21 protein-coding genes are annotated in these 25183 nt (G+C 74.7%); 15 read left to right on the plus strand and 6 right to left on the minus strand.

Annotated elements, in window-relative coordinates; translation table 11 throughout:
• Positions 1–51 precede the first annotated feature (51 nt).
• Positions 52–1557: an aldehyde dehydrogenase (NADP(+)) gene (locus tag ACWFR1_RS15165; protein WP_453550877.1), complete on the minus strand. Its 1506-nt coding sequence runs from the start codon at positions 1555–1557 to the stop codon at positions 52–54.
• Between the two features lie 158 nt (positions 1558–1715).
• Between ACWFR1_RS15165 and ACWFR1_RS15170 the strand changes: the two genes are divergently transcribed.
• Positions 1716–2486, plus strand: coding sequence for an IclR family transcriptional regulator (locus ACWFR1_RS15170; protein ID WP_453550878.1), 771 nt, complete (start codon positions 1716–1718; stop codon positions 2484–2486).
• A gap of 9 nt (positions 2487–2495) precedes the next feature.
• Here the strand turns inward: ACWFR1_RS15170 and ACWFR1_RS15175 are convergent, their stop codons facing one another.
• Positions 2496–2993: a cupin domain-containing protein gene (locus ACWFR1_RS15175; RefSeq protein ID WP_453550881.1), complete on the minus strand. Its 498-nt coding sequence runs from the start codon at positions 2991–2993 to the stop codon at positions 2496–2498.
• A 198-nt stretch (positions 2994–3191) separates the two neighbouring features.
• Between ACWFR1_RS15175 and ACWFR1_RS15180 the strand changes: the two genes are divergently transcribed.
• From ACWFR1_RS15180 to ACWFR1_RS15190, 3 genes are read left to right on the plus strand one after another with little or no spacing between them, the layout of a single operon-like run.
• Positions 3192–4187 (plus strand): hypothetical protein, encoded by a 996-nt coding sequence (locus tag ACWFR1_RS15180; RefSeq protein WP_453550883.1) that lies wholly within the window; start codon positions 3192–3194, stop codon positions 4185–4187.
• On the plus strand, positions 4184–5425 hold the full coding sequence (locus tag ACWFR1_RS15185; protein ID WP_453550886.1) for a sensor histidine kinase: 1242 nt from the start codon (positions 4184–4186) through the stop codon (positions 5423–5425). The genes ACWFR1_RS15180 and ACWFR1_RS15185 overlap by 4 nt, the downstream gene beginning before the upstream one ends.
• Positions 5426–5484: 59 nt before the next feature.
• On the plus strand, positions 5485–6132 hold the full coding sequence (locus ACWFR1_RS15190; protein ID WP_453551052.1) for a response regulator transcription factor: 648 nt from the start codon (positions 5485–5487) through the stop codon (positions 6130–6132).
• A gap of 30 nt (positions 6133–6162) precedes the next feature.
• Here the strand turns inward: ACWFR1_RS15190 and ACWFR1_RS15195 are convergent, their stop codons facing one another.
• Entirely contained in the window at positions 6163–6546 is a 384-nt protein-coding gene (locus tag ACWFR1_RS15195; protein WP_453550888.1) for a hypothetical protein, read from the minus strand.
• 101 nt (positions 6547–6647) lie between these two features.
• On the opposite strand from ACWFR1_RS15195, the gene ACWFR1_RS15200 reads away from it, so the two are divergent.
• The 8 genes from ACWFR1_RS15200 (at position 6648) to ACWFR1_RS15235 (ending at position 19353) form a co-directional block, all read left to right on the plus strand.
• Positions 6648–8096: a peptidoglycan D,D-transpeptidase FtsI family protein gene (locus tag ACWFR1_RS15200; protein WP_453550890.1), complete on the plus strand. Its 1449-nt coding sequence runs from the start codon at positions 6648–6650 to the stop codon at positions 8094–8096.
• A 156-nt stretch (positions 8097–8252) separates the two neighbouring features.
• On the plus strand, positions 8253–8723 hold the full coding sequence (locus ACWFR1_RS15205) for a hypothetical protein (protein ID WP_453550893.1): 471 nt from the start codon (positions 8253–8255) through the stop codon (positions 8721–8723).
• The gene (locus ACWFR1_RS15210; protein WP_453550895.1) at positions 8720–10783 is read left to right on the plus strand and encodes a hypothetical protein; all 2064 of its coding nucleotides are present in this window, start codon (positions 8720–8722) and stop codon (positions 10781–10783) included. Before ACWFR1_RS15205 ends, ACWFR1_RS15210 begins: the two co-directional genes overlap by 4 nt.
• A 103-nt stretch (positions 10784–10886) precedes the next feature.
• Entirely contained in the window at positions 10887–12239 is a 1353-nt protein-coding gene (locus ACWFR1_RS15215; protein WP_453550898.1) for an MFS transporter, read from the plus strand.
• 20 nt (positions 12240–12259) lie between these two features.
• The gene (locus ACWFR1_RS15220; protein WP_453550900.1) at positions 12260–14326 is read left to right on the plus strand and encodes a SpoIIE family protein phosphatase; all 2067 of its coding nucleotides are present in this window, start codon (positions 12260–12262) and stop codon (positions 14324–14326) included.
• Positions 14323–17166, plus strand: coding sequence for a SpoIIE family protein phosphatase (locus ACWFR1_RS15225; RefSeq protein ID WP_453550902.1), 2844 nt, complete (start codon positions 14323–14325; stop codon positions 17164–17166). The genes ACWFR1_RS15220 and ACWFR1_RS15225 overlap by 4 nt, the downstream gene beginning before the upstream one ends.
• A 74-nt stretch (positions 17167–17240) precedes the next feature.
• Positions 17241–18503 carry an amidohydrolase gene (locus tag ACWFR1_RS15230; protein WP_453550904.1) on the plus strand — a complete coding sequence of 421 codons (1263 nt, stop codon included), beginning with the start codon at positions 17241–17243 and terminating at the stop codon, positions 18501–18503.
• Between the two features lie 154 nt (positions 18504–18657).
• Entirely contained in the window at positions 18658–19353 is a 696-nt protein-coding gene (locus ACWFR1_RS15235; RefSeq protein ID WP_453550906.1) for a GntR family transcriptional regulator, read from the plus strand.
• Here the strand turns inward: ACWFR1_RS15235 and ACWFR1_RS15240 are convergent.
• On the minus strand, positions 19350–20483 hold the full coding sequence (locus ACWFR1_RS15240; protein WP_453551054.1) for a hypothetical protein: 1134 nt from the start codon (positions 20481–20483) through the stop codon (positions 19350–19352). The two genes, ACWFR1_RS15235 and ACWFR1_RS15240, sit on opposite strands and share 4 nt — an antisense overlap.
• Positions 20484–20500: 17 nt before the next feature.
• Positions 20501–21433 carry a 5-dehydro-4-deoxyglucarate dehydratase gene (locus tag ACWFR1_RS15245; protein ID WP_453550908.1) on the minus strand — a complete coding sequence of 311 codons (933 nt, stop codon included), beginning with the start codon at positions 21431–21433 and terminating at the stop codon, positions 20501–20503.
• A 198-nt stretch (positions 21434–21631) separates the two neighbouring features.
• Here ACWFR1_RS15245 and ACWFR1_RS15250 point away from each other — a divergent pair, with 198 nt between their 5' ends.
• The gene (locus ACWFR1_RS15250; protein WP_453550911.1) at positions 21632–22441 is read left to right on the plus strand and encodes an NAD-dependent epimerase/dehydratase family protein; all 810 of its coding nucleotides are present in this window, start codon (positions 21632–21634) and stop codon (positions 22439–22441) included.
• A gap of 183 nt (positions 22442–22624) precedes the next feature.
• Here the strand turns inward: ACWFR1_RS15250 and ACWFR1_RS15255 are convergent, their stop codons facing one another.
• On the minus strand, positions 22625–23599 hold the full coding sequence (locus ACWFR1_RS15255) for an AraC family transcriptional regulator (RefSeq protein WP_453550913.1): 975 nt from the start codon (positions 23597–23599) through the stop codon (positions 22625–22627).
• A gap of 55 nt (positions 23600–23654) precedes the next feature.
• Between ACWFR1_RS15255 and ACWFR1_RS15260 the strand changes: the two genes are divergently transcribed.
• The gene (locus ACWFR1_RS15260; RefSeq protein WP_453550915.1) at positions 23655–23894 is read left to right on the plus strand and encodes a hypothetical protein; all 240 of its coding nucleotides are present in this window, start codon (positions 23655–23657) and stop codon (positions 23892–23894) included.
• A gap of 36 nt (positions 23895–23930) precedes the next feature.
• Positions 23931–25178, plus strand: a complete 1248-nt coding sequence (locus ACWFR1_RS15265; RefSeq protein WP_453550917.1) for a TerD family protein — start codon at positions 23931–23933, stop codon at positions 25176–25178.
• The last annotated feature ends 5 nt before the right edge of the window (positions 25179–25183 follow it).

Here is a 25183-nt window from a genome sequence, read left to right on the forward strand (position 1 = left end):
CACACCGGGAAGTTCGTGGTGCGCGCGCGGCACTGAGGCACCCGGCGGGGGTCAGCGCCGCGGCAGGCCCAGCGGGTTGCCGTCGCGGAGTTCCGGCGGGAGCAGGTGGTCCGGGGTCGACTGGTAGGTGACCGGGCGCAGCCAGCGCTCGATCGCGGTCGCGCCGACGGAGGTGCTGGTGGAGGTGGTGGCCGGGTAGGGGCCGCCGTGGTGCTGGGCGGCGGCGACGGCGACGCCGGTGGGCCAGCCGTTGACGAGGACGCGGCCCGCCAGCGGGGTCAGTTCGGCGAGGAGCGAGGCCGCGTCGCCGTCCTCTTCGGCGATGTGCAGGGTGGCGGTGAGGTTGCCGGGCAGCCGGCCGAGGACCGCGGTGATCTCCTCGCGGGAGGAGTAGCGGGCGACGACGGTGACCGGTCCGAAGCACTCCTCCAGGAGGAGGTCGTGGCCGTCTCCCGGCGCGCCTCCCGTGAGCCGGTCGGCGTCCACGGCGAGGACGCCGGCGCTGACCGTGTGCGCGCCGCCCGGGCCGGGCGTGACGGGGGTGTCCACCCCGTCGAGGGCGCCGCGCTCGGCGACCCCGGCGACGAAGGCGTCCCGCATGCGGTGGTCGAGCATCACGGCCGGTTCGGTCTCGCTGACCCCGGTGGTGAGGGCGGCGAGGAAGCGGTCGCCGGCCTCGCCCCGGGGGGCCAGGACGAAGCCGGGCTTGGTGCAGAACTGGCCCGCGCCCAGGGTCATGGAGCCGGCGAGGCCGGTGCCGAGCTCTCCGGCGCGCTCCTCGGCGGCGGCCGGGGTGAGCACGACCGGGTTGAGGGAGCCGAGTTCGCCGTGGAAGGGGATGGGTACGGGCCGGGCGGCGGCCGCGTCGAAGAGCGCCCGCCCGCCGCGTACCGAACCGGTGAAGCCCGCCGCCGCGACGAGCGGGTGACGGACGAGCTCCACGCCCGCGTCGAAGCCGTGGACGAGGACGACGACGTCCTCGGGGAGGCCTTCCTTGGCGGCGGCCCGGCGCAGCAGCGAGGCGCAGAGTTCGGAGGTGGCCGGGTGGTCGGGGTGGGCCTTGACCACGACGGGGCAGCCGGCCGCGAGGGCGCTCGCGGTGTCGCCGCCGGGGACGGAGAAGGCGAGCGGGAAGTTGCTGGCGGCGTAGACGGCGACGACGCCGAGCGGGATCTTCCAGCGGCGCATGTCGGCCCGGGGCGGGGTGGCGGCCGGGTCGGGGAGGTCGATCCGGATGTCGAGGAAGGAGCCCTCCTCGACGACCTCGGCGAAGGACCGCAACTGAGCGGTGGTCCGGGCGAGTTCGCCGGTGAGGCGGACCGGCCCGAGGGCGGTCTCGGCGTCGGCCGCCTCGATGACGTGCTCGCGCGCGCCGTCGAGGAGGTCGGCCGCGGTACGGAGGAAGGCGGCCCGCACCGTGCGGTCGGCGAGCGCGGCGCGGGCGCCGTGCGCGGCCCGGACGGCCCGGTCGACCTCCTCCGCTGTGGCCTCCACCGCAACCTGCTCGCGCGGCTTCCCCGTCCGGGGGTCCACACTCCACACTGGTTCTGCCGCCACCGCTACGCCCCTGTTCGCTATTCTGAACGCCGTTCCCGTAGATGAACGCGTCTGCGAGGGACTCTATTGACGGCCCGGCCGTCTCCACAAGGGGCCCGCTCAGCCTGGCGGCCACCGGACGGCCGGACGACGGGGACAACGGAAAAGGGGCGAGGGTCATGGCGACTGCAGACGCGGGTGGGGCGCAGGTGAAGTCCGCGGTGCGGACCGTGGAGCTGCTGGAGTACTTCGCCGGGCGCCCCGGAATGCACTCGCTCGCCGCCGTCCAGGAGGCCGTCGGCTACCCCAAGTCCAGCCTGTACATGCTGCTGCGCACCCTGGTCGAGCTGGGCTGGGTGGAGACGGACGCGACGGGCACGCGGTACGGCATCGGGGTGCGGGCGCTGCTCGTCGGCACGTCCTACATCGACGGCGACGAGGTCGTGGCCGCCGCCCGGCCGACGCTGGACCGGCTCTCCGACGACACCACCGAGACCATCCACCTCGCGCGGCTCGACGGCACCAACGTGGTCTATCTGGCGACCCGTCAGTCCCAGCACTACCTGCGGCCGTTCACCCGGGTCGGGCGCCGGCTGCCCGCGCACTCGACCTCGCTCGGCAAGGCGCTGCTCGCCACCCACACCGACGAGCAGGTGCGCAAGCTGCTCCCCGAGACCCTGCCGGCGCTGACCGAGCACACGATCACCGACCGCGAGAAGCTCATCGAGGAGCTGCACGTCATCCGCGAGCAGGGCTTCTCGGTGGACCGCGAGGAGAACACGCTCGGGCTGCGCTGCTTCGGTATCGCGATCCCTTACCGGACCCCGGCGCGGGACGCGATCAGCTGCTCGGTGCCGGTGGCGCGGCTCACCCCGGCCCACGAACAGCTGATCAAGGACGCGCTGTTCGATGCGCGGGACCGGCTGACACTGGCGACCCGCCGCCTCTGAGCCCTCGGGTCAGCCCCGCTCGGCAAGGGCCTTCTGCCACACCGGGCTGTCCACGTAGTGGTTGTCGTACTGCTCCGAGGACGCCTTGATCTCCTCGAAGCTCGCCTCGCCGCGCATGACCCGGCCGAGGAGGCGCAGGTAGTCGAAGCGGGCCATGCCGGGGGTGAAGGCGAAGAGGACGTCGGCCTCGGCGCCGGGCGCCGCCGCGAAGGCGTGCGGGGTGTGCGGCGGGACCAGGAGGAAGTCGCCCTGCTCCAGGACGGTCAGCTCCTCGTCGACGAGGACCTGGAGCGAGCCGCCGAGGACGAAGAACATCTCCGAGGCCTTGGTGTGGAAGTGCGCCGGGGCGCCGACCGCGCCCTTCGCGAACGAGGACCGGTAGCTCGTGAGCTGCCCACCGGTGGTGTCGGAGTCGGCGAGGAGCGTCATCACGCTGCTCGGGTCGGCGGTGGTCTCGGCGGTGGCGGCGCGGGTCAGGAGCGGGGCGAAGGTCGCGTTCTCGTTCATGATCACTACTCTAGTGAGGCATTGACCCAGATAAAGGGGTCAATCGATCATCAGAATCATGGGTCAATTCCGCCTCGGTCACGGCCGGCGGACGGTCTGTGGACGGAGGCTGGGCGGAGGCCGGCTCCCCCGCGCGGCGGAGACGGTTCACCACACGGCAGGACGTGGCACCGGCGCCCGGCGCGGGAGCGTGGAGCCATGACACCGACCGCGCACTCTTTCGCGCCGACACCCTCCGCCGCGTACCGCCCCAGCCTCCTCCGCCGGGTGCTGCGCGTCCTCGCGATCGTCGCCTGCCTCCCGTACATCGCGCTCAAGGTCGTCTGGGTGGCGGGCGGCGAGACCGGCATCCCGGCCGGGAGCGTGCTCCTGGAGCACCGGACGCTGCTCGCCGTCGCCAACTCGGTCTCGGTCCTCGCCGACATCGTCGTGATCGTCCTCGCCCTGCTGCTCACCCAGGCGTGGGGCCTGCGGGTACGGGCCTGGCTGCTGGCCTTCCCCATGTGGGCGGCGACCGGGCTCCTCGCCCCGATCATGGCCGGGTACCCGGCGCAGCTCGCGGTCGCGCTCCTCAGCGGCGACGACCGGGCCGCCGCTCCCAGCGAACCCTTCCTGGACGACTGGGTCTTCGCCGTCGTCTACGGCGGCTTCATCCTCCAGGGCCTCTCCCTCGGCGCGCTCTTCGTCCTCTACGCGCGGGACCGCTGGGGCCACGTCTGGCGCGGCCGGCTCGGCGAGGTCTCCGCCCGCTTCTCCGGGCCCGGCGTGCGGGCGGCCGCCGTGGCCGGCGCGGTGGTCGCGCTCGTCCCGGCGACGGTCCAGCTGATGTGGCTCGCCGGCTCGGTCAGGGGCCTCGCCCCCCAGCGGGCCGCCGAACGGAACTCCGACTTCTACGTCCTGAGCGCCGTCGGGCTCACCTTCCTCGCCGTCGCCGTCGTCTTCACCCTCCTCCTCGTCCTGCGGCGGCCCGCGCGGCTCGGGGTGCGGCCCGTCCTCTCCCTGGCCTGGGTCTCCACCGGCGCGGTGGGGTGCTGGGGCGCGTACATGTCGCTGGTCTGCCTCATGCCGGAGACCGATCCGGCCAAGCAGGTCCCGGCCCTCGCACAGCTGTCCTACGCTGGCCAGATGATCACCGGGTTCCTGCTGGCCGCGTGCGTGGCCGTGTTCCTGCGGCGGCAGAGCGCCGAGGCGTGAGGCGGTGCGCGGTCGCCCTGTTCGGGCAGCGGGCCAGGCTGCGCTGGGTCCATCTGGTCCTGGGCGGCGCGCTGTTCATGCCGTACTGGCTGGTCGGCACCGTCGTCCTGGGGGTGTTCCTCGACTCGCCGGGCATGTTCGGGGGCAGTCTCGCCGTGCAGTTCGGGGCGTACGCGGTGGGGCTGCCGCTCGCCGCCGTCACCGCGCTCTTCCCGCCGGCCCGGCCGATGTCGGTGGCGGTGGCGCGGATGCTCTGCGGGGTGCCGGCGGACCGGCTCGCGGACGGCCCGGCCCGCGGCCGCGACGCGAAGGCCAGGACGGCCGGCTGGTTCACGCTGCACGTGGGCGCGGGGGCGCTGATCAGCGGGGCGTCCCTGGCCCTGCCGCCGTTCGCGGTGACGCTGATGGCGCTGCCCTTCTCACTGGCCCTCCGGGAGTCGGAGATCGGCCGGTACTGGGGGCTCGACCGGGACTGGTGGGTCTGGGCGGCACTCCCGGCGGGCCTGCTGATGCTGCTCGCGCTCGCCGCCGCCTCCGCCGCGACCGGGGCGCTCCTCGCGGCGCAGGCGCCCCGGCTGCTCGGGCCGAGCCCCGCGGACCGGCTCGTGGCGGCCGAGCGGCGCGCGGCGGAGGCGGAATCGCGCAACCGGCTCGCCCGCGAGCTGCACGACTCGGTCGGCCACGCCCTGAGCGCGGTCACCCTCCAGGCGGGCGCGGCGCGCCGGGTCCTCGACACGGGCGACGCCGCCGACCTGGAGTTCGTCCGGGAGGCGCTGACCGCGATCGAGGAGACCACCCGCCGCACGGTCGGGGAGCTGGACTGGGTCCTCGGCCTGCTGCGGCGCGGCGAGGGGGCCGAGGAGGGAGTGGGGCCGGGGCTCGACGCCCTGGAGGCCCTCGTGCGCGGCGCGGGACCGCGGGTGGCGCTCACCGTGGACGGGGAGCTCGCCCCCGTACGGGATGCCCTGTCGCGGGAGGCGTACCGGATCGTCCAGGAGGGTCTGACGAACGCGGCCCGGCACGCGGGCGGCACGCCCGTCACCGTACGGCTCGACGCCCGTACCGAGGAGTTGGAGATCACCATGGAGAACCCCCTGCCCGAGCGGCCCCCGGTCGCCCGCCCGCACGGCGGGCGCGGCCTGCGCGGCGTCGGCGAACGGGCCCGGCTGCTCGGCGGCACCGCCGAGGCCGGCCCGGTGGACGGCGTGTGGCGCCTCGTGGTGAGGATCCCCCGGTGAGCGCGGTGAGTACGGCGAGTGCGGGTGCGGGTGCGGGTGCGGGTGCGGCGAGTACGGCGATTCGGGTGGTGCTCGCCGACGACGAGCGCATGGTGCGGACGGCCCTGCGGGTCATCCTGGACGCGGAGCCCGACCTGGAGGTCGTCGGCGAGGCCGCGTCGGGCGCCGAGGCGGTGTCGGTGGTGCGGGCGACGCGGCCGGACGTCGTCCTCATGGACGTCCGCATGCCCGAGATCGACGGGATCCGGGCCACCGAGCAGATCCTCGGCGGGATGGCCGAGGCGCCCCGGATCGTGGTCGTGACGACCTTCGAGAACGACTCCTACGTGTACGACGCGCTGCGGGTCGGCGCGGCCGGTTTCCTGCTGAAGCGGGCGGCGGCGGAGGACCTCGTGGCCGCGGTCCGGCTGGTCGCCAGGAGCGACTCGCTGCTCTACCCGGCGGCGGTACGGGGCCTGGCCGCCGAGCACGCCCGGCGCGCTCCGGCGGCGGCGCCGCCCTGGGTGGCGCGGCTCACCGAGCGGGAGGCGGAGGTGCTGCGGCAGGTGGCGACGGGTCTGACGAACGCCGAGATCGCGCAGCGGATCGGCGTCGGCCCGGCGACGGTCAAATCGCATGTGGCCGCGGTCCTGGCGAAGCTCGGCGCCCGGGACCGGACGCAGGCGGTGATCCTGGCGTACGAGTCGGGGTTCGTGCGGGCGGGGTGACGGGGGGGCGGAGTGACGGAGCGGGCGGAGTCAGCGCCTGCCGAACAGGCCCTTCCCCCTGGCGGGCGGGGCCTCCTCCTTCGGGGGAGCCTCGTAGGGCTGGACGTGCACCTGCTCGGCGGTGGTGATCCTGCAGAGCACCGCCTGCGGGGCCCTCACCTCCACGAGCCAGGACCCGTCGGCGACCCGGAACACCCTCCGGCCGGGGGTCGCGCCGCTCAGCGGGCGCGCCTCCGCGGGCACGTGCTCCATCGCCAGCTTCCGTGCCAGGACGTCGGCGGCTGCCCGGCCGCCCTCCTCGACGAGGTGCCTCTGCGTGAGCTCCCAGCGGTGGTCCTCGTACCCCCGGCAGGTCTCCTCCTCCACGAGGACGGCCCACACGACGTACTCCTCGGGCACCGCGTAATCGATCATGCGCGCACTGTAGAGGGCCCCTCCGGCCGGGATGAAGGTTCCCTGAGAAACGGGACGCATCCGGAACGTCCCCCACCGCCCCGTTCGTCCCCCGTAGTGCGATGAACAAGACGATCAGGCACACCTCGGTCTTCGTCCTCGTCCTCGTGCTCGCCCTCCTGGGCCGGGCCACCTGGGTGCAGGCGTACGAAGGCAAGGCGCTCGCGGACGACTCGAAGAACCGGCGGAAGACCATCGCGCAGTACGCGCAGCCGCTGGGCAACATCGTCGTGGCCGGTTCGCCGGTCACCGGCTCGGAGAGGACGGAGGGAGGCGATCTCGCGTACAAGCGCACCTACACGGACGGCGAGCTGTACGCGGCGGTCACCGGTTACAGCTCGCAGGCGTACGGCGCCACGCAGCTGGAGGGCATCTACGGCAGTGTCCTCGACGGCACCGACACCCGGCTGAAGAACCCGGTGGACGCCGTCACGCGCCAGCAGCAGGAGCCCGGCACGGTCGTCACCACGATCGACCCCGACGTGCAGAGGGCCGGCTACGAGGCGCTCGGGAACAAGAAGGGCGCGGCCGTCGCGGTCGACCCCGCCACCGGCCGGATCCTGGGCATGGTGTCCACCCCGTCGTACGACCCGTCGAAGATCGCCGGGACGACGGACGGCGACGCCTGGAACGCGCTGCTGAACGACGAGGACAAGCCACTGGTGAACCGGGCCCTGCGCCAGCCGCTGCCGCCCGGTTCCACCTTCAAGCTGGTCGTCGCGGCGGCGGCCCTGGAGAACGGTCTGTACGGCTCCGTGGACACGGCGACGAAGAGCCCCGACCCGTACACGCTGCCGAACACCCGGACCGTGCTGAAGAACGAGAACGCCTCCGCGCCCTGCGAGAACGCGACGATCCGGACCGCGCTCCAGTACTCCTGCAACAACGTCTTCGCCAAGATGGCCGCCGACCTGGGCCAGGAGAAGGTGAAGGGGATGGCGGAGAAGTTCGGCTTCAACGACGACGCGCTCGACGTCCCGGTCCGCGCGTACGCGAGCGTGTACCCGTCGGGCATGGACAAGGCGCAGACGGCGCTGACCGGCATCGGGCAGTTCGACGTGACCGCGACGCCGCTCCAGATGGCCATGGTCTCGGCCGCGATCGCCAACGACGGCCTCCTGTCGGCCCCGCACATGGTGTCGGAGGTCGTCGACTCCGACGGCGACGCCCTGACCGCGTTCGACGACGGGGACAGCACGCGGATCGTCTCCTCCTCGACGGCGGAGCAGCTGCGGAGCGCGATGCGGACGGTGGTCGACAAGGGCACCGGCACCAACGCGGCGATCGCCGGGGCCGAGGTCGGCGGCAAGACAGGCACGGCACAGCATGGCGAGAACAACAGCAAGACGCCGTACGCCTGGTTCACCTCCTACGCGAAGGACCCCTCGACGGGGAAGCAGGTCGCCGTCGCGGTGATGATCGAGGACTCGGGCGCGGCCCGCTCCGAGGTCAGCGGCAACGGCCTGGCGGCGCCGGTGGCGCAGAAGATGATGGTGGCGGCGCTGAAGTGACGTGAGGCGGAGGCCGAACGACGTGGGGCGGAGGCCGAACGACGTGGGGCGGGCACGGAAATGACGTGAGGCGGGGGCCGAAATGACATGGGGCGGGGGCCGATTGGCCGTCGTGCCCCGTCACGCGATATGCAGGGGCCACACTCCACGATTCGCATGCGTACTCGAATCGTGGGGCGTGCCCCTGCTCTCGTCCCACGGAGGACCGCCGTGCGCCTGCCCCGTTCCCTGTCCGGCTGGACCATGGCGGTCTTCGGCGTGCTCGCCGCCGCGCTCGGGGTGGTGGGCCTGGTCGCCCCGGACGCCCTGCTCACGGTCATGGGCTTCGAGCCGGTGCCCGAGGGCGGGCGGGCGGACGCCGACCACACCCTCGTCTTCCTCACGGCCTCCTCGATGGCCGCGCTCAACATGGGCGTCTACTACGTCCTCGCCGCGCTCGCCGACTGGAAGCCCTTCTTCCGCTGGACGGTCCCCTTCCGGCTCCTCACCTGCGCGGTCTTCACCCTCGCGGTCGTCACCGGCCGCGCCCCCGCCGGCTTCCTCGGTGTGGGCCTGTGGGAGGGGCTCGGGGCCGTGGTGACGGGGCTCGCGCTGCGGTACGAGAAGCGGGGAGGCGAGCGCGGATGAGTGACGGGACCGACGCCCTGGAGGCCATCGCCTGGGGGTCCCTGGAGCACGCGTACGGCTCCGCCGGCGACGTGCCGGACCAGCTGCGGGCCCTGTACCGGCCGGAGGAGGAGGCGCAGAGGGCCGCCGACGCGCGCGCGCTCCTCACGAGCGCGGAGGACGCCGCCGACGCACTCCTCGCGAGCCTCTACCACCAGGGCGGCACGGTCTGCTCGGCCGCCGTGGCCGCGCTGCCGTTCCTGGTCCGGGCCGCAACCGATCCGGCCGTCACGGTACGTGTCGACCTCCTGGACCTGGTCGGCTCCCTCGCCTCCGAGGGCAATCTGGTCAAGGAGCGCTGGATCGCCCCGGGGTGGGCGGAGGCCTGGTACAGAGCGATCCCGACCCTGCTCCCCCTCCTCCACGACCCCTCCGCCGAGATACGGAACACCGTCGCCCGCGCCCTCGGCGAGGCCCGGGGGCGGGCCGACGAGGTCCTGATCGCGCTGTGGGCCCGCCGGCCCGTCGAGCGGGACCCGGACACGCGGAAGTCGGTCGTGGTCGCGGCGGGCCGCCTCGCCGCCCACGCCGACCGGGAGCGGACCGACACCGTACGGCGGCTGTGGGAGCTGACGGAGCCGGAGGCCGGGCCCGGGGCCCGGCTCCTGGCCGTGCAGGCCCTGCACTCCGCGCGTCCCGACGTGGCGGACGCCCGGTACGCGCGCGTGGTCACCGACGTCCTGACCGGCGGCGACCTCGACGGCTGGTCGGTCGCCGGAGCGATCCGGCTCCTCGGCGACGACCGCGCCCCGGCCGTCCGCCTGCTCCTGGAACTGCTCGGGCACACCGACACGGCCACCCGGCGCAGCGCCCTGGAGGCGGCGGCCGAGGAGCTGAGCCGCCGGCGCTCGGCCGTTCCCGCCCTGCTCCCCGCGGTGGCCGGGTGCCTCGACGACCCCGAGCCGGAGAACCGGCTCTTCGCGGCCCGGGTCCTCGGGATGTGCGGCACCGCGGCCCGCCCCTGGGCGGACGCGCTGGCCGCGAGGATCACGGACGACGGCGAGCCGTACCTGCCCGCGCAGGACCACATGCTGTGGGCGCTCTCCCGGACGGGAGACCCGCGCTGCGCCGCCCCGCTGGCCCGGCGGCTGGCCGGGGAGCGCCTCGGGTTCGTGACGTACTCGGTCCACTCCGAGGGCTGGTGGACCCATGAACTGAGCCTGAGCAAGACCCTCGGCCCGCTCGGGGCCCACGCCGGGGTGCTGCTGCCGCCGCTGCGGGCCGGACTCGCCGCCACGGGCTCGGTCGACGACCGGCGTGCTCTCTGCCAGGTCCTGACGGCCTGGGGCCCGGCGGCGGCGCCCGCGATCCCCGAGCTGGTCGCGACCCTGGAGACCGACGGCGCGGTCTGGGCCCTCGACGCGCTCGCGGCGATCGGCCCGGAGGCGGCTGCCGCCGTGGACCCGGCCAGGCTGCGGGCCCTGATCGCCTCCCCGCCTCCGGGCCAGACGTTCGCGCCGCGCTCCCTGACCCTCGCGTACGGTCGGCTCACCGGCGACCCGGGGCCGGGGCTCGCCCTGCTGCGGACGCTGCGAACGGACCCGAGCGGGCAGTGGACCCTGCCGACCCTGCTCGGCACGCTGGGCGCTGCCGGTGCCCCCTACGTCGACCGGCTGCGCGAACTGCTCCACGCCCACCCGCACGGGTGGCAGCCGCTGGAGGCCGGGGAGGCGCTGTGGCGGATCACGGGCCTGGCGGAGGAGGTGGTGCCGGTCCTGGTGGGGGCGGTCGAGCCGTTCGTCGGGGGCGGTGCCACCCCGGCGGTCACGAAGACGGTCCGGCTCCTCGGCGAGATCGGCCCGCCGGCCGCCGCGGCGGCGCCCGTCCTGCGGGCGTTCCTCGACGCGGACGAGCGACCCGTGGAACACGGGAGCTGGCGCTCCGTCCCGGAGGACGACGAACTGACGGCCGCGGCGGGCGCGGCGCTGCTCGCCGTGTCGGATCCGGGCGCCATGCCCGTGGAGAGGGCCCGGCCCGGTCTCTGGGCCCGGCTCCGGGACCGGGCACGCGGGGCCGACTGACACCGGGGGGACTGCCCTGTTCCCCGGCTTCGGCCCGGCCCCGGCCCGGGAATAGGGCAGGTGCCCGATCCGTGAGGGCCTCCTCAGGGACCAGGCTGCGGCCATGCGTTGGTATCTGACAGGCATCGTCGTGTCCGGGTTCGGCACGACGGCCATGTGGCTGGTCTCCGGGATCTGGATCAAGTCCCTGACGGGTTCGGACAGTCTGGCGGCACTCGCCGCCTTCGCCCTGTGGGCGCCCGTCCTCCTCGGGCCGCTGCTCGGCACGCTCGCCGACCGGGTCAGGCGGCGGCCCCTCCTCGTCGTCCTGAACGCCGCGATGGCGCTCCTGCTGCCCGTGCTCCTGTGGGTGGAGTCGGCGGACCGGGTGTGGCTGCTCTTCGCGGTGCTCGTGCTGTACGGGGCCCAGGGCGCCGTCCACGAGGCCGCCGAGCAGGCGCTCGTGGCGACGACGCTCGACGAGGGGCGGCTCGGCACCTTCAACGGGCTCCGGATGACCGCGAACGAGTCGATGAAGCTGATCGCCCCGCTGGTGGCGGCGGGCCTCTTCGCCCGCTACGGAGGCGGCCCGGTCGCGCTCCTCGACGCGGCGAGCTTCGCGCTCGCGGCGGTGCTGTTCGCGCTGATGCCGGTCCGGGAGGAGCGCCCTGAGAGGTCCGGGGAGCGGGACTGGTGGCGGGAGACGGCCGAGGGCGTACGGCTCCTGCGGGCCTCGCCCGTGCTGCGGCCGCTGGTGGCGACCGGCGGGTTCACGATGCTGCTCGCCGGGGTGAACGGGGCCGCGATCTACGCCGTGGTGGACAGCGGGCTCAGCCGCTCCCCCGCGTACGCCGGTGTGCTGTACGCCGTCCAGGGCGCGGGCTCGGTCCTCGCGGGCCTGCTCACGGGCCCGGTGCTGCGCCGGGTCCCGGAGCGGGTGCTCGCCGCCGCCGGTCTCGCGCTGTTCGCGGTGGCGGTGGGGGTGCGGGCGCTGCCGTACGAGGCGTCGGCCCTGGCGGCGAGCGCGGTGATCGGCCTGGGGCTGCCGTGGGTCCTGGTCGCCACCATGACGGCGGTCCAGCGGGAGGCCCCGGCGGAGGCGGTGGGCCGGGTGGCGGCGACCGCGAACACCCTGGTCTTCGCGCCGAACGCGCTGGCCGTCGCGCTCGGCGCCGGCCTGGTAGCGGTGGTCGACGTCCACGTCCTGCTGCCGGTCCTGGCGGTGGCGGGCACGGCCTGGGCGGCCGGACTGGCGTTCCGGGGCGGGGGCTTCGGTGAGGACAAGGGCGCGGGCACGGGCGCAGGCCCGGAGGCGGGCACGGATCAGGGCACGGATCAGGGCACGGGCCCAGACACGGACGAGGACACGGGCGCCAACGCGGGCACGGGCCCCTGCGCCGGCGCGCGCGCCGTCCGGGTGGACGGGCTCGCAGTGCGGGGCGGCCGGGGGGCGGGGAGCATGGAGGGAGGCGCGTAGCGCGGCGGGAGGAGGGCAGTGTGACGGCCGGTTCCTTCCCGGAGACGGCGGGGCGGGCGGGTGTGCCGTTCGACGGCAAGGGGCTCCTCGACGTCCTCGGGGTCGCGGCCGTCGTCGTCGACGCACGCGGCCGGATCGTGCTCTGGAGTCCGCAGGCGGAGAACCTCTTCGGTTACCGCACCGACGAGGCCCTGGGCCGGTACGTGGCCCGGCTGATCGTCGACGCCGCGCACCGCGAGGAGGCGATGCGCCTCTTCGGCGAGGTGCTGCACGGCGGCACGGCCTGGGCGGGCACCTTCCCCGTACGGCACAAGGACGGCAGCACCGTCGACGTGGAGTTCCGCAACATGCGGCTCACCGACGACCTCGGCGGCCTGTACGCGCTGGGGATCGCCGCCGACCACTCCGTCGTCGAACGGATCGAGACCGGCCTCGCCCTCTCCGACCGGCTGGTCTCCCAGTCGCCGATCGGCCTCGCCGTCCTGGACACCGACCTGCGGTACGTCCTCGTGAACCCGGCCCTGGAGCGGATCAACGGCATCCCGGCCGCGCTGCACCTCGGGCGCCGGATCGCCGACATGCTGCCGCAGGTCGACGGCGCGGCGCTGGAGGCGGCGCTGCGCACGGTCCTCGCCACGGGCAGACCGCTGCTCGACCACCAGACGAGGGGGCGGACCCCGGCGGATCCCGACCGCGAGCACAGCTGGTCGGTGTCGTTCTACCGCCTGGACGGGGCGGAGGGCCGGGTCCTGGGGGTCGCGGCCTCGGTGATCGACGTGACCGAGCGGCACGACGCGGACGCGGAGGCCGGCCGGTCCCGGCGGCGGCTCGCGCTCATCGCGGACGCCTCGGCGCGGGTCGGCACCACCCTGGAGGTGGACCGGACGGCCGACGAACTGGCCGGGGTCGTGGTGCCGGAGCTCGCGGACATCGCGGCCGTCGACGTCCTCGACTCCGTCCTCGCGCTGCGCAGGCCCGGCGCTCCCGATTCGGGCCCCGAGCTGTTCCGGGCGCTCGCGGTGAAGGCCTCGGGTCCGACGGAGGCGCTGCCGGCCGCGGACCCGCCCGGGGCGGTCGCGATGTACGGGGCGGACCGGCTCGTCACCCGGTGCGTGCACACCGGACTGCCGGTCCTGATCGAGCGCGTCGGCCCAGGTGACCTGCCCCGGATCGCGCGCAGCCCGGAGGCCGCGGAGCAGCTCCGGCGGGCCGGGGTGCACTCGTACCTGGCGGTGCCGCTGATCGCGCGCGGGGAGGTGCTCGGCGCGCTCGACCTCAAGCGGGACCGCAATCCGCTGCCCTTCGACAGCGACGACGTGCTGCTCGCGACGGAGCTCGCGGCCCGCGCCGCGGTCAGCATCGACAACGCCCGCTGGTACCAGAGCGTGCGGAACTCGGCGGTGACGCTCCAGCGCAGTCTGCTGCCGGGCACGCCCCCCGACCGGGCGGGTCTGGAGGTCGCGGCCCGTTACCAGCCCGCGCAGGCGTCGAGCGAGGTCGGCGGCGACTGGTACGACGTGATCCCGCTGCCCGACGACAAGACGGCGCTCGTCGTCGGGGACGTGATGGGCAGCGGGATCGACGCGGCGGCGACGATGGGACGGCTGCGGACGGCCACCTGCGCGTTCGCGGACCTCGACCTGTCGCCGGCGCAGGTCCTGCGGCATCTGGACCGGATCACGGCGGGCCTGGAGCACTACATCGCGACCTGTCTCTTCGCCGTGCACGATCCCCGCCTCGGACGGTGCCGGATCGCGAACGCCGGCCATCTGCCGCCCGTGCGGATCCCGGCGGAGGGCCCGGCCGAGCTGGTGCGGCTCTCGACCGGGGTGCCCCTGGGGGTAGGCGGCGGCACGTTCCGTACGGCCCGGGTCCCGTTCCGTCCCGGGGACGTGCTCGTGCTCTACACGGACGGTCTCGTCGAGACCCGCGACGAGGCGATCGACGACCGGCTCGCGGTGCTCGTCGGGCTGCTCGACGGGGCGCGCGGGCCCCTGGAGGAGACCTGCGACATGCTGCTCCGGGCACTGCGGCGGCCGGGCGCGCAGGACGACGTGGCACTGCTCCTCGCGCGGAGCACGGGATGAACGCCCGGGCGGGCCGCGGCGGCCGGGACGGCAGGACGGGCCGGGACGGCGGGGCGGACCGGGGCGGCAGGGCGGACCGGGCGGGGCGGGACGGCCGGGACGGCCGGGAGGGCAGGACCGGCCTGGGCAGCGTCGCGGGCCAGGTCTTCGCCCTGGAGGCGCTGATCGCCCTCCTGGTGATCGTGGCGGCGGTGTTCATCACCTTCCAGCAGGCCCGGCAGGACACCGAGCAGGACGCCCGGATCCGGTCCCTCGCGGTCGCGGAGTCCGTCGCGCGCTCCCCGGGCATCGCCGATGCGCTGGCCTCGCCCGATCCCACGGCGGAGCTCCAGAAGAGGGCGGAGGAGATCCGGCTGGCCACGCGGATCGACTTCGTGGCGGTGCTGAGCCCCGACGGGGTGCGGTACACGGACTCGGATCCCTCCCTGATCGGCACCAAGGCGACCGGCGACCTCTCGCGCGCGGCGGTGGACGGCAACTCCTTCACCGAGATCTTCCGGGGCGCGCCGAACGACGCGGTACGGGCCGTGGTCCCGGTGGTGGACGAGCGGGGCCGGATCGTGGGCCTGGTCAGCAGCGGCATCGAGGTGGAGAACATCTCGCAGTCCGTGGAGGGCCGCCTCCTCGTGCTCGCGGCCGCGGGAACGAGCGCGCTGGTCCTCGCCGTGGGCGGGGCGGCCCTGGTGAGCCGCCGGCTGCGGCGGCAGACGCACGGCCTCGGGCCCGCCGAGATGACCCGCATGAAGGAGCACCACGAGGCGGTCCTGCACGCCGTGCGCGAAGGCGTCCTGATCGTGGGCCCGGACCACCGGCTGCTGCTCGCCAACGACGAGGCGCGCCGGCTGCTCGGTCTGTCGGCGGACTCGGAGCGGCGGCACGTCTCGGAGCTCGGTCTCGATCCCCGTACGGTCGACCTCCTCACCTCGGGGCGGGCGGCCACGGACGAGGTGCACCGGGCGGGCGACCGGCTGCTCGCGGTGAGCGTCCGCCCCACGCTCCCCGGCAACTCCGAGTCCGGGAGCGTCATGACGATGCGGGACACCACCGAGCTGGCCGCCGTGACCGGCCGGGCGGCGGTGGCCCGGGGCCGGCTCCAGCTGCTGTACGAGGCGGGGGTGCGGATCGGGACGACGCTGGAGGTCGTACGGACGGCGGAGGAGCTGGCGGAGGTGGCGGTGCCGCGGTTCGCGGACTTCGCGACGGTCGAGCTCCTCGAACCGGTGCTGCGCGGGGAGGAGCCCCCGGGCGACGCGGCCACGGCCACGGAGATGCGGCGGACGGCACTGAGCGGGCTGCGGCCCGAGCAGCCGCTCCAGCCGGTCGGGGACACCATCAGCTTCGACGTGCCAAGCACGCCGATGGCGACGGCGCTGGCAGCCGGGCACGCGGTGGCGGAGGCGGAGCTGGCCTCGGCTGAGGGCTGGCGGGCGCAGGACCCGGAGGGGGCGGCGCAGGCCCTCGCGTACGGGATGCACTCGCTGCTCACGGTGCCGCTGCTGGCGCGCGGGGTGGTCCTCGGGATGGCCAACTTCTGGCGCGCGGACACCCCGGAGCCGTTCGGGGAGGAGGACCTGTCGTTCGCGGAGGAGCTGGCGGCGCGGGCGGCGGTGGCGATCGACAACGCGCGCCGGTTCACGCGGGAGCACGCGATGGCGGTGACGCTCCAGCGGAGCCTGCTGCCGAGGGTGCTGCCGGAGCAGAGCGCGGTGGAGGTGGCGTATCGCTACCTCCCGGCGAAGGCGGGGGTGGGCGGCGACTGGTTCGACGTGATCCCGCTGCCGGGGGCGCGGGTGGCGCTGGTGGTGGGGGACGTGGTGGGGCACGGGCTGCACGCGGCGGCCACGATGGGGCGGCTGCGGACGGCCGTGCACAACTTCTCGACGCTCGACGTGCCGCCGGACGAGCTCCTCGGCCATCTCGACGAGCTGACGGCCCGGATCGACCACCGCGAGTGGGAGGGCCCGGACCCCGACGGACGGCGGCGGGACGAGGGCATCACGGGCGCGACCTGTCTGTACGCGATCTACGACCCGGCCTCCGGGCGGTGCGCGGTGGCGAGCGCGGGACATCCGGGACCGGCGCTCGTCCGCCCGGACGGGCGGGTCGAGTTCCCCGAGCTGTCCCCGGGGCTGCCGCTCGGGCTCGGTCTGGGCGACGCGCCCTTCGAGACCACGGAGCTGTGGCTGCCGGAGGGGAGCAAGCTGGTGCTCTTCACGGACGGGCTCCTGGAGGACCGGGGGCGGGGCGTGGACGCCGGTCTCGCGCTGCTGGGGTCCACGCTCGCCCGCCAGGACCGGACCCCGGAGCAGACCTGCGCGGACGTCCTGGCGACGCTGCTCTCGCCCTCGCCGCGCGACGACATCGCGCTGCTCGTGGCGCGGACCCGGCTGTTCGACCGGGAGCGGATCGCGGAGTGGGAGGTGGCGCGCGACCCGTCGGCGGTCTCGCCCGTACGGAACGCGGCGGCGGCGAAGCTGTCGGAGTGGGGGCTCGACGGGCTCGCGTTCACGGCGGAGCTGATCCTCAGCGAGCTGATCACGAACGCGGTGCGGTACGGCGCCGATCCGGTCCGGGTGCGGCTCCTCCACGACCTCGACCGCTCGCTGATCTGCGAGGTCTCGGACGGCAGCAGCACGTCCCCGCACCTGCGGCACGCGACGACGACCGACGAGGGCGGGCGCGGGCTGTACCTGGTGGCGCAGTACGCGGAGCGCTGGGGCACGCGGTACGGCCGGCGCGGCAAGACGATCTGGGCCGAACTGCGGGTGGACGACACGGACGCGGAGCCGACGGCGGCGGTGGTGCCGGACCTGGACGCGCTGGAGGACCTGGCCTGGTGAGGGGCGGGGGCGGGAGCCGGCCGCTCACGGAAGGAGCAGTGGTATACCAGCAAGTGGTATACCAGGACAGAGGGATGCCCCTTCCGCACACCCGCCACCAGAACCTTCGAGGAGACCCCGTGACCGCGCCGCCGCTCCGCACCGCGACCGTGTTCCACGACGTACGGCCCTTCGGGGGCCCGGCCCGCGAGCTGATCGCCGTGGACGGTCTCCTCGTGGACGAGGTCCCGCCGGGCGCCGCCGTCGAGCGGGTCGACGGGGGCGGCCGGCTGGCCCTGCCGACCCTGGTCGACGCCCACATCCACCCCGACAAGACGTCCTGGGGCGAGCCCTGGCAGAGCAGGCGGCCGGCGCACGGCATCGCCGAGTACGTCGCCGGGGACGTGGAGCTGGGCCGCGCGCTCCCGACCCCGGTGGCCGAGCGGGCACTGCGGCTGATGTCCCACGCGGCCGCCCAGGGCACGCGGGCGATGCGCGCCCACGCGGACGTGGCCCCGGCCTACGGCCTCTCCGGGATCGAGGGGGTCGCCGAGGCGGCCCGGAAGCTGGCCGGGATCGTCGACGTGGAACTGGTCGCCTTCCCGCAGCACGGAGTGGTCCGCACGCCGGGGGTGGCCGAGCTCCTGGCGGAGGCCGCCGCGAGCGGGCTCGTCACCCACATCGGCGGCATCGACCCGGCCGGCTTCGACGCGCGGGGAGACGGGGAGAACGGCGGGGAGGGCGATCAGCTCGGCACGGTCTTCGCGCTCGCCGAGAAGCACGGCCTCGGGCTCGACATCCACCTCCACGACCGGGGCGAGCAGGGCCTCGCCCCGCTGCGGGACATCGCCGCCCGCACCCGCGCCCTCGGCCTCCAGGGCCGGGTGAGCGTCGCGCACGCCTTCGCGGTCGCCGGTCTCTCCGCAGGGGAGCTGGACGAGACGGCGGACCTGCTCGCCGCGTCCGGGATCTCCCTCACCACGGTCGCCCTGTCGGTGACGACGATCCTGCCGTTCCGGCGGCTCGCCGAGCGCGGGGTACGGGTCGGGCTCGGCTCGGACGGGGTCCGGGACAGCTGGAGCCCGTTCGGCGACGCGGACATGCTGCACCGCGCCTGGCTCGCGGCCTGGGCCCTGGACGCACGGCTCGACGAGGAACTGGAGGCCTGCTTCCGGCTCGCGGCCGACGGGGGCGCGGAACTCCTCGGCCTCCCGAGGGCCGACCTGAGCGTCGGCTCCCCCGCCGACTTCATGCTCGTCGAGGGCGAGTGCCTCCCCCAGGTGGTGGTCGACCGGCAGCGCCGCGACCTGGTGGTCCGCGCGGGCCGGGTGGTGGCGAGGGACGGACGCCTGCTCTGACAGCAGGGGCTCGGCCACGGCCCGGTGGTGGCGACGGACGGACGCCTGCTCTGACGACTGGGGCCCGGCCACGGGTCTGCGAAGATCGGACCGCCACCCCACCCCTCCCCTCCCCTCCCCTCCCCTCGCCGCCCGCCGGACTGGAGCCCTCCCCATGACGAGCCCTCGCCCCGCCGCCCCCGGCCCGTCCGCCGGGGACACCCCACGGTCCCTGCGGGAGCGGGTCTACGAGGCGCTGCGCGAACGGATCATCGAGGCGGAGTACCCGGCGGGGACGCGGCTCGTGGAGCGGGAGATCGCCGAGGAGCTGCGGGTCTCGCGGGTGCCGGTGCGGGAGGCGATGCAGCGCCTCGAATCGGAGGGCTTCCTGTCGGTGCGGCCGCGCCGGGGCTCGGTGGTGACGGAGTTCGGTCCGGAGGACGCCGAGCACCTCTTCGACGTACGGGAGAACCTGGAGGGCCTGGCCGCCCGCCTCGCCGCCCGGCACGCGGGCCCCGAGGAGCTCCGCGCCCTGGAGGAGCTCCTCGCCGGGGCGCGGAGGGCGGCGGAGTCCGGCAGCGTCCGCGAGGCCGTCTCCCTCAACGCCGACTTCCACCGGGCCGTCGTCGAGCTCTCCGGGAACCCGCTCCTGGTGGAGCTGATGGCCCCGCTCGACTCCCGTCTGCGCCGGCTCTTCCGGCTCACCTCGGCCGCGTCGGACGGCGAACCGATGTGCGGCGCCCACGAGCGGCTCTACGAGGCCGTCCGCGACGGCGACGAGGCCACGGCGGAGTCCCTGGCCCGCGCCCATGTCGCGGCCACCCGCGCCTCGACCCTGCGCCGTCTGAAGGACCGGCAGGGCGCGGTCTAGCCCAGCTTCCGCAAGGCGGAGCGGACCGCCTCCAGGTCGCCGTCCGAGGCCAGTCCCGCGTGGTAGAGCCGGAGTTCGGTCGCTCCCGCCTCGCGGGCCCGTTCGGCGTCGTGGGCCAGCCGGTCGGGGGCGCCACCCATGCCGGTGACGACGGAGAGGTTGGCGGCGACGACCGTCCCGGGGCGGGCCCGGTCCGCGAAGGCGGCGACCTTCGCGGGGCGGGCGACCACCCCGTCCGCGAGGGCGAGGACGTGTGCCGGGTCCGTGCCCGCGTCGGCGCCGCAGCGGTACGGGTCGGGGTCGGCGTGCAGCAGGACGCGGAAGCCGGGCGGGGCGGCGGCCCGTACGGCGGCCACGGCGGCCTCCTGGAAGGAGCGGGCCGTCCCGGCGCGCCAGGCCAGGGCGGGTTCTTCCAGTTCGCCGAGTCCGCCCGCCGGGCCGGAGCCGGACCAGACGGGCGCGAGGGCGTCGCGGACGGCGGCGGCCAGTTCGTCGGGGTCGGCGCCCCCGTTCCCGTACCCCTCGCGGCAGGAGGGGCAGAAGCACAGCGACATCAGGTACTGCTCGCGGTCGCCCAGCGGGATGCCGGAGGTCTTGTCGTGGGCGTGGAGGTGGGCGAGGCCGTACCAGCCGCAGGACTCCAGTTCGGTGCCGGCCGCGCCGGGGCGGACGGCGGCCTCGGCCGCGAGGTCGACGAGCAGGGCGCGGACGTCGGGGCGGGCGACGCAGGGGGCCCAGGGGTAGCGGTCGCCGTAGGCGTTGACGACGGAGGTCTCGGGGTGTTCGGCGCCGAGCCGGGAGTTGTGGGCGAGGACGACCCAGCTGTGCACGGCGAGGCCGGTGGGGGCGAGGGCCTCGGCGGCCCGCCCGTAGGAGTCGCCGGGAGCCCACTCCCCCGCCGGGTACGGGCGGAGCGCGCGGCCCGCCCAGCGGTCGGGGTCCGGCGGGTAGAGCACGGCGGCGTGCTCGGCGGTGACGATCCGGTGGGCCGGGTGGCGGGGGCTGAGCGCCCGGGTGGAGTGGTAGGCGGCGGCGAGCGTGACCTGCGCGAGGCCCAGCTCCGCGAGGAGCCCGGGCGCGGCGGGGTCGCCGTCGACGTCCCAGGGGTAGACGAAGGCTCCGGCGCGCAGGCTCGTCCCCTCGGCGCTCACGCCCCGGCCTCCTTGAGGAGGGTCCGGCCGCGCTCGATCAACAGGGCGAGCTCCCGGAGGTGTTCGGGGGCGGGCTCGCTGAGGGGCGGTCGTACCTCTCCGACGTCGAGGCCCTCCATGCGTACCGCCGCCTTGACGAGCGAGACGGCGTATCCCCGGCCCTGGGCGCGGAGTTCGACGAGCGGCCGGTAGAAGCCGTCGACGAGCAGGTTCACGGTGGCGTCGTCGCCGGTGGCGAGGGCGCGGTGGAAGGCGAGGGCGAGGTCGGGGGCGAAGCAGAAGACGGCGGAGGAGTAGAGGGTGACGCCGATGCCCCGGTAGGCGGCGCAGGTGAGTTCGGCGGTCGGCAGGCCGTTGAAGTAGAGCAGGTCGAGGCCCTCGGCGCGGACGGCGCTGACGATGCGCTGCATGAGGTCGAGGTCGCCGAGGCCGTCCTTGAGGCCGATGACGCCGTCGGTGCGGGCGAGGGCGACGGCGGTCGCGGGGGTGAGGATCGCGTTGTCCCGCTGGTAGACGATCACGTCGAGCGAGGTGGCGGCGGCGAGTTCGGTGTAGTGGCGGAGCAGTCCGGCCTGGTCGGCCACGACGAGGTACGGGGGCATGGCGAGGAGGCCGTCGGCGCCGGCCTCCTCGGCTAGCCGGGCGTACCGGATCGCGAGCGCGGTGCCGTAGCCGACTCCGGCGACGACGGGGACGCGGCCGGCGGTCTCCTCGACGGCGGCGGCGACGCAGTCCCGGAACTCCTCGGGGGTGAGGGCGTGGAACTCGCCCGTGCCGCAGCAGGCGAAGACGGCCGCGGCGCCCGCGGCGACGCCGCCTCGGACGTGGGCGCGGAAGGCGTCGAGGTCGAGGGAGCCGTCCGGCCCGAAGGCGGTGACGGGGAAGAAGAGCAGGCCGTCGAGCCGGCCGGCGAGCGGTGCAGTGGTCACGGGCGCTCCCAGGGAAGTCCGAAGTCCGTCGTGCACAGTTATGACTGTCATCCATATTCTTGAACAGCACGGAAGCACCGGTCAAGGAGAATGCCCTTCCTCTCATCGGCTCTTGACGCTCTGCCGGGCCCCTCCTACCGTGTCCACGGTTGTGAACGACAGTCAGTCGCATGGCACTCGACGGAGGAGAACCACTCCATGTCCGCACCCCGCACCGTCCTCCTCACCGGCGCCGCCGGCGGCGTCGGCACGCTGATGCGGGAGCTGTTGCCCCCGTACGGCTACGAGCTCCGCCTCCTGGACGTCGCGCCCGTGAAGGACGCGCCGGACGCGATCGTCGCCGACCTCGCGGACCGCGCGGCGCTGCGCGAGGCGGTCCGGGGCGTCGACGCGATCGTGCACCTGGCGGGGATCTCCCTGGAGGCCGACTTCGAGAAGATCATGGCCGCCAACATCGCCGGGACCTTCCACCTGTACGAGGCCGCCCGCGAGGAGGGTGTCCGGCGCGTCGTCTTCGCCTCCAGCAACCACGCGGTCGGCTTCACCCACCGCCCCCGCGAGGGCGAACCGCAGGTCCCCGTCGGCACCCCGCACCGCCCGGACACCTTCTACGGCCTCTCCAAGTGCTTCGGCGAGGACCTGGCCCAGCTCTACTGGGACCGGCACGGCATCGAGACGGTCTCCGTACGCATCGGCTCCTGCTTCCCGGAGCCCACCTCGGTGCGGATGCTCTCGATGTGGCTCAGCCCCGCCGACTGCGCCCGTCTCCTGCACGCCTCGCTCACCGCGGAAGCAGTGGGCCACTCGGTGGTGTACGGCTCCTCCGCCAACACCCGCTCGTGGTGGGACCTCTCGACGGCCCGGGCCCTCGGCTTCGACCCGCGGGACGACTCGGAGGTCTACGCGGAGAAGCTGATCGCCGAGAAGGGCCTCCCCGAGGAGGGCAGCGCCGACGACCTCTACCTGGGCGGCCACTTCTGCGTGGACCCGCCGCGCTGGCCGCACTGACGGGACCGCGGGCGGGAGTACGCAGGACCCGGCCGGACTTAATACGGGGGTGCCGGCCGGGGCCCGGGTCACGGCGCGCGCTGGCAGACCGGACATGTCCACGTTAAGCGTGAACGAAGATCATCGCGAGCCGCGGAACGCGGCCTCTGTCCGGAATGCGCGGTGCTCTCGGGCGTTCCGTCCTCAGCCGGACGCGCGCAGGGTAAGGGACGGGGACTCGCCGTACTTCTCCCGGTAGCGCGCGGCGAAACGGCCCTGGTGGGCGAAGCCCCAGCGCCAGGCCACCTCGCTCACGGTCACCTGGTCCGGCGCGGCCGCCCGCAGCTCCTCGCGGACCCGGTCGAGGCGGACCTCCCGCACGAACGCCATCGGCGACATCCCCACGTACTCCCGGAAGGACTCCTGGAGGCGGCGCACGCTCACCCGGGCCAGGGCGGCGAGCTCGGTGGTCGTGAACGGGTGCTCGGGGCGCTCCCGCACCGCGTCCATCGCCCGCTTGACCGGGGCCGGGCGGCGCGCCTCCCCCGGGTGGGCGAGCGCCTCGCGCCAGGGGTGCTCGGCGGCCAGGAGCAGGCCGTTGAGCAGGGCCTCCTGGAGCGGCCGCGCGACCAGCTCGTGCTGGGCGAGGCCCTCCCCCGCGAGGGCCTCGTAGGCGACCTGCCGGGCGAAGCGGACCCAGCTCAGGCCGGGGCCGCGCGTGATGTCGAGGCGGGGAGCGAAGGTGAGCGGACCGGTCACGGGCCGGCCGAGCAGCCGTTCCAGGCGGTCGCGCAGTTCGGCCGCCCCGACCTTCACCGAGAGGGTCCGGCAGTCCCCGCTCCAGCGGTCGAGGAAGGTGTCCCCCGCCGGGTCGAGGAGCAGCGCCTCGGTGGCCGTCGCGACGACCGGGCCGCGGCCGCCCTGGCGCATCTCCATCGTCCCGCTGAGCGGCGCGTTCAGGTGGTACGCGCCGAGCTCCCCGAAGCTCATCCGCACGTCGGCCCCGCAGCTCAGGTCGCCGATGACCAACGGTCCGAGCGCGACGGTGTCGAAGCGCGCCGCGAAGGGCCTCCGCCGGTCGACGACGTCCATGCGGTTCGCGTAGTAGCGCGCGTCGAGCTCCTCACGCGCCTCGTCGACGTCCCCCGTGCGGAACGAGCTCCCACCCACAGTCCCCATGGGTCGAAAGAATATTCATATGACGGATCTGACCGGGAACGGCAGGATGCCCGGCATGCCGAGACCCCGGGGATTCACGTACGAGCACCGCCGCGACGGCTCCGTCGCCCTCACCCACCACGGACGTGCCGCCGGCGTGCTGCGGGGCGGCCGGGCCGAGAAGTTCCTCGCGGAGGTGGAGTCGGGGGACGCCCAGCTGGTCATGGCCCGCTGGACGGGCTCCTACCGCTTCGGCAACGAACGGCAGGCCGGGAACCATCCGCGTAACCAAGGTGGCCGAACCCCGCGAGGGTAAGGGAACGGCAAAGCGGTCCGGATCGTTACTCCTGGCATGACCGCTATGACCCCCGGCTCGAACATCCCTCTCACCGCCGCGCGCGTGGCGGTGGACGTCGCCGCCCCGGTGCGGCTCGACGTCTCGGGCCTGCTGCTCGGCGCCAACGGCAAGGTGCGCTCGGACGACGACTTCATCTTCTACAACCAGCCCGCGGGGCCCGGTGTGACCTACCGCTCCGGCGGCGGCACCGCGCCCGACGCGATCGTGGTCGACACCGCCTCGATCCCGGCCGGCATCGAGAGGATCGTCGTCACGGCGAGCCCCGACGCCGCGGGCCAGACCTTCCAGGGCGTCGAGCCCACGGCGACCCTGCGCAACGCGGACGACGGCACCGTCCTCGCCACCTTCACCCCGCCGCGGCTCGGCACGGAGACGGCGCTGGTCGTCGTCGAGGTCTACCTGCGCAACGGCGCGTGGAAGGCCCGCGCCGTGGGCCAGGGGTACGCGAACGGGCTGGCCGGCATCGCGACGGACTTCGGCGTCTCCGTGGACGACGAGCCCGCCGCCGCCCCGGCCCCGGCGCCCGTCGCCGCGGCCCCCGTCGCCCCGCCGGTCCCGCCCGCGCCGCCCGTCGCCGCCCCGCTGGACCCGCGGATCGCGGCCTCGGCGCCCCCGGCCCCGGCCGCTCCCCCGGCGGCCCCCGCCGGGGCCCCCGTCTCCACCGGCAAGATCAACCTCGACAAGGGCCGGGTCAGCCTCCAGAAGAACCAGACGGTGTCCCTGGTCAAGGGCGGCCGGCCGCTGCTCTCCCAGGTCAAGATGGGCCTCGGCTGGGAGCCCGCCTACCGCGGCAAGGACATCGACCTGGACGCCTCCGTCATCGCGTACGGGCCGCAGCGCAACCACCTCGACAGCTGCTACTTCGGCAAGCTGTCCATCCTCAACGGCTCGATCAAGCACTCCGGCGACAACCTCACGGGCGAGGGCGCGGGCGACGACGAGGTGATCGTCGTCGACCTCGGCCGGCTGCCCGCCGACACCACCGGCCTGGTCTTCACGGTCAACTCCTTCTCCGGCCAGAAGTTCACCGACGTCGCCAAGGCCTACTGCCGGCTGATCGACGCCGCGACCGGCGAGGAGCTGGTCCGCTTCGACCTGACCTCCGCCGAGCCGCAGACCGGCGTGATGATGGCCAAGCTGATCAAGCAGTTCACCGGCGAGTGGGAGATGACGGCGATGGGCGAGTTCGTGAAGTCGCGGACGGTCCGGGGCATGGTGAAGCCGGCCGCCCAGTCGCTCTGAGCGGC

This window comes from Streptomyces sp. NPDC055103 (assembly GCF_053607625.1).

Bases quoted from the DNA above. Each gene is read 5' to 3' on its own strand.
- ACWFR1_RS15200 (WP_453550890.1), top strand. From the start codon at position 6,648: ATGAACAAGACGATCAGGCACACCTCGGTCTTCGTCCTCGTCCTCGTG.
- ACWFR1_RS15265 (WP_453550917.1), top strand. From the start codon at position 23,931: ATGACCGCTATGACCCCCGGCTCGAACATCCCTCTCACCGCCGCGCGC.
- ACWFR1_RS15235 (WP_453550906.1), top strand. From the start codon at position 18,658: ATGACGAGCCCTCGCCCCGCCGCCCCCGGCCCGTCCGCCGGGGACACC.
- ACWFR1_RS15260 (WP_453550915.1), top strand. From the start codon at position 23,655: ATGCCGAGACCCCGGGGATTCACGTACGAGCACCGCCGCGACGGCTCC.
- ACWFR1_RS15210 (WP_453550895.1), top strand. From the start codon at position 8,720: ATGAGTGACGGGACCGACGCCCTGGAGGCCATCGCCTGGGGGTCCCTG.
- ACWFR1_RS15255 (WP_453550913.1), bottom strand. From the start codon at position 23,599: ATGGGGACTGTGGGTGGGAGCTCGTTCCGCACGGGGGACGTCGACGAG.
- ACWFR1_RS15205 (WP_453550893.1), top strand. From the start codon at position 8,253: ATGCGTACTCGAATCGTGGGGCGTGCCCCTGCTCTCGTCCCACGGAGG.
- ACWFR1_RS15215 (WP_453550898.1), top strand. From the start codon at position 10,887: ATGCGTTGGTATCTGACAGGCATCGTCGTGTCCGGGTTCGGCACGACG.
- ACWFR1_RS15225 (WP_453550902.1), top strand. From the start codon at position 14,323: ATGAACGCCCGGGCGGGCCGCGGCGGCCGGGACGGCAGGACGGGCCGG.
- ACWFR1_RS15250 (WP_453550911.1), top strand. From the start codon at position 21,632: ATGTCCGCACCCCGCACCGTCCTCCTCACCGGCGCCGCCGGCGGCGTC.
- ACWFR1_RS15180 (WP_453550883.1), top strand. From the start codon at position 3,192: ATGACACCGACCGCGCACTCTTTCGCGCCGACACCCTCCGCCGCGTAC.
- ACWFR1_RS15175 (WP_453550881.1), bottom strand. From the start codon at position 2,993: ATGAACGAGAACGCGACCTTCGCCCCGCTCCTGACCCGCGCCGCCACC.
- ACWFR1_RS15170 (WP_453550878.1), top strand. From the start codon at position 1,716: ATGGCGACTGCAGACGCGGGTGGGGCGCAGGTGAAGTCCGCGGTGCGG.
- ACWFR1_RS15230 (WP_453550904.1), top strand. From the start codon at position 17,241: ATGCCCCTTCCGCACACCCGCCACCAGAACCTTCGAGGAGACCCCGTG.
- ACWFR1_RS15195 (WP_453550888.1), bottom strand. From the start codon at position 6,546: ATGATCGATTACGCGGTGCCCGAGGAGTACGTCGTGTGGGCCGTCCTC.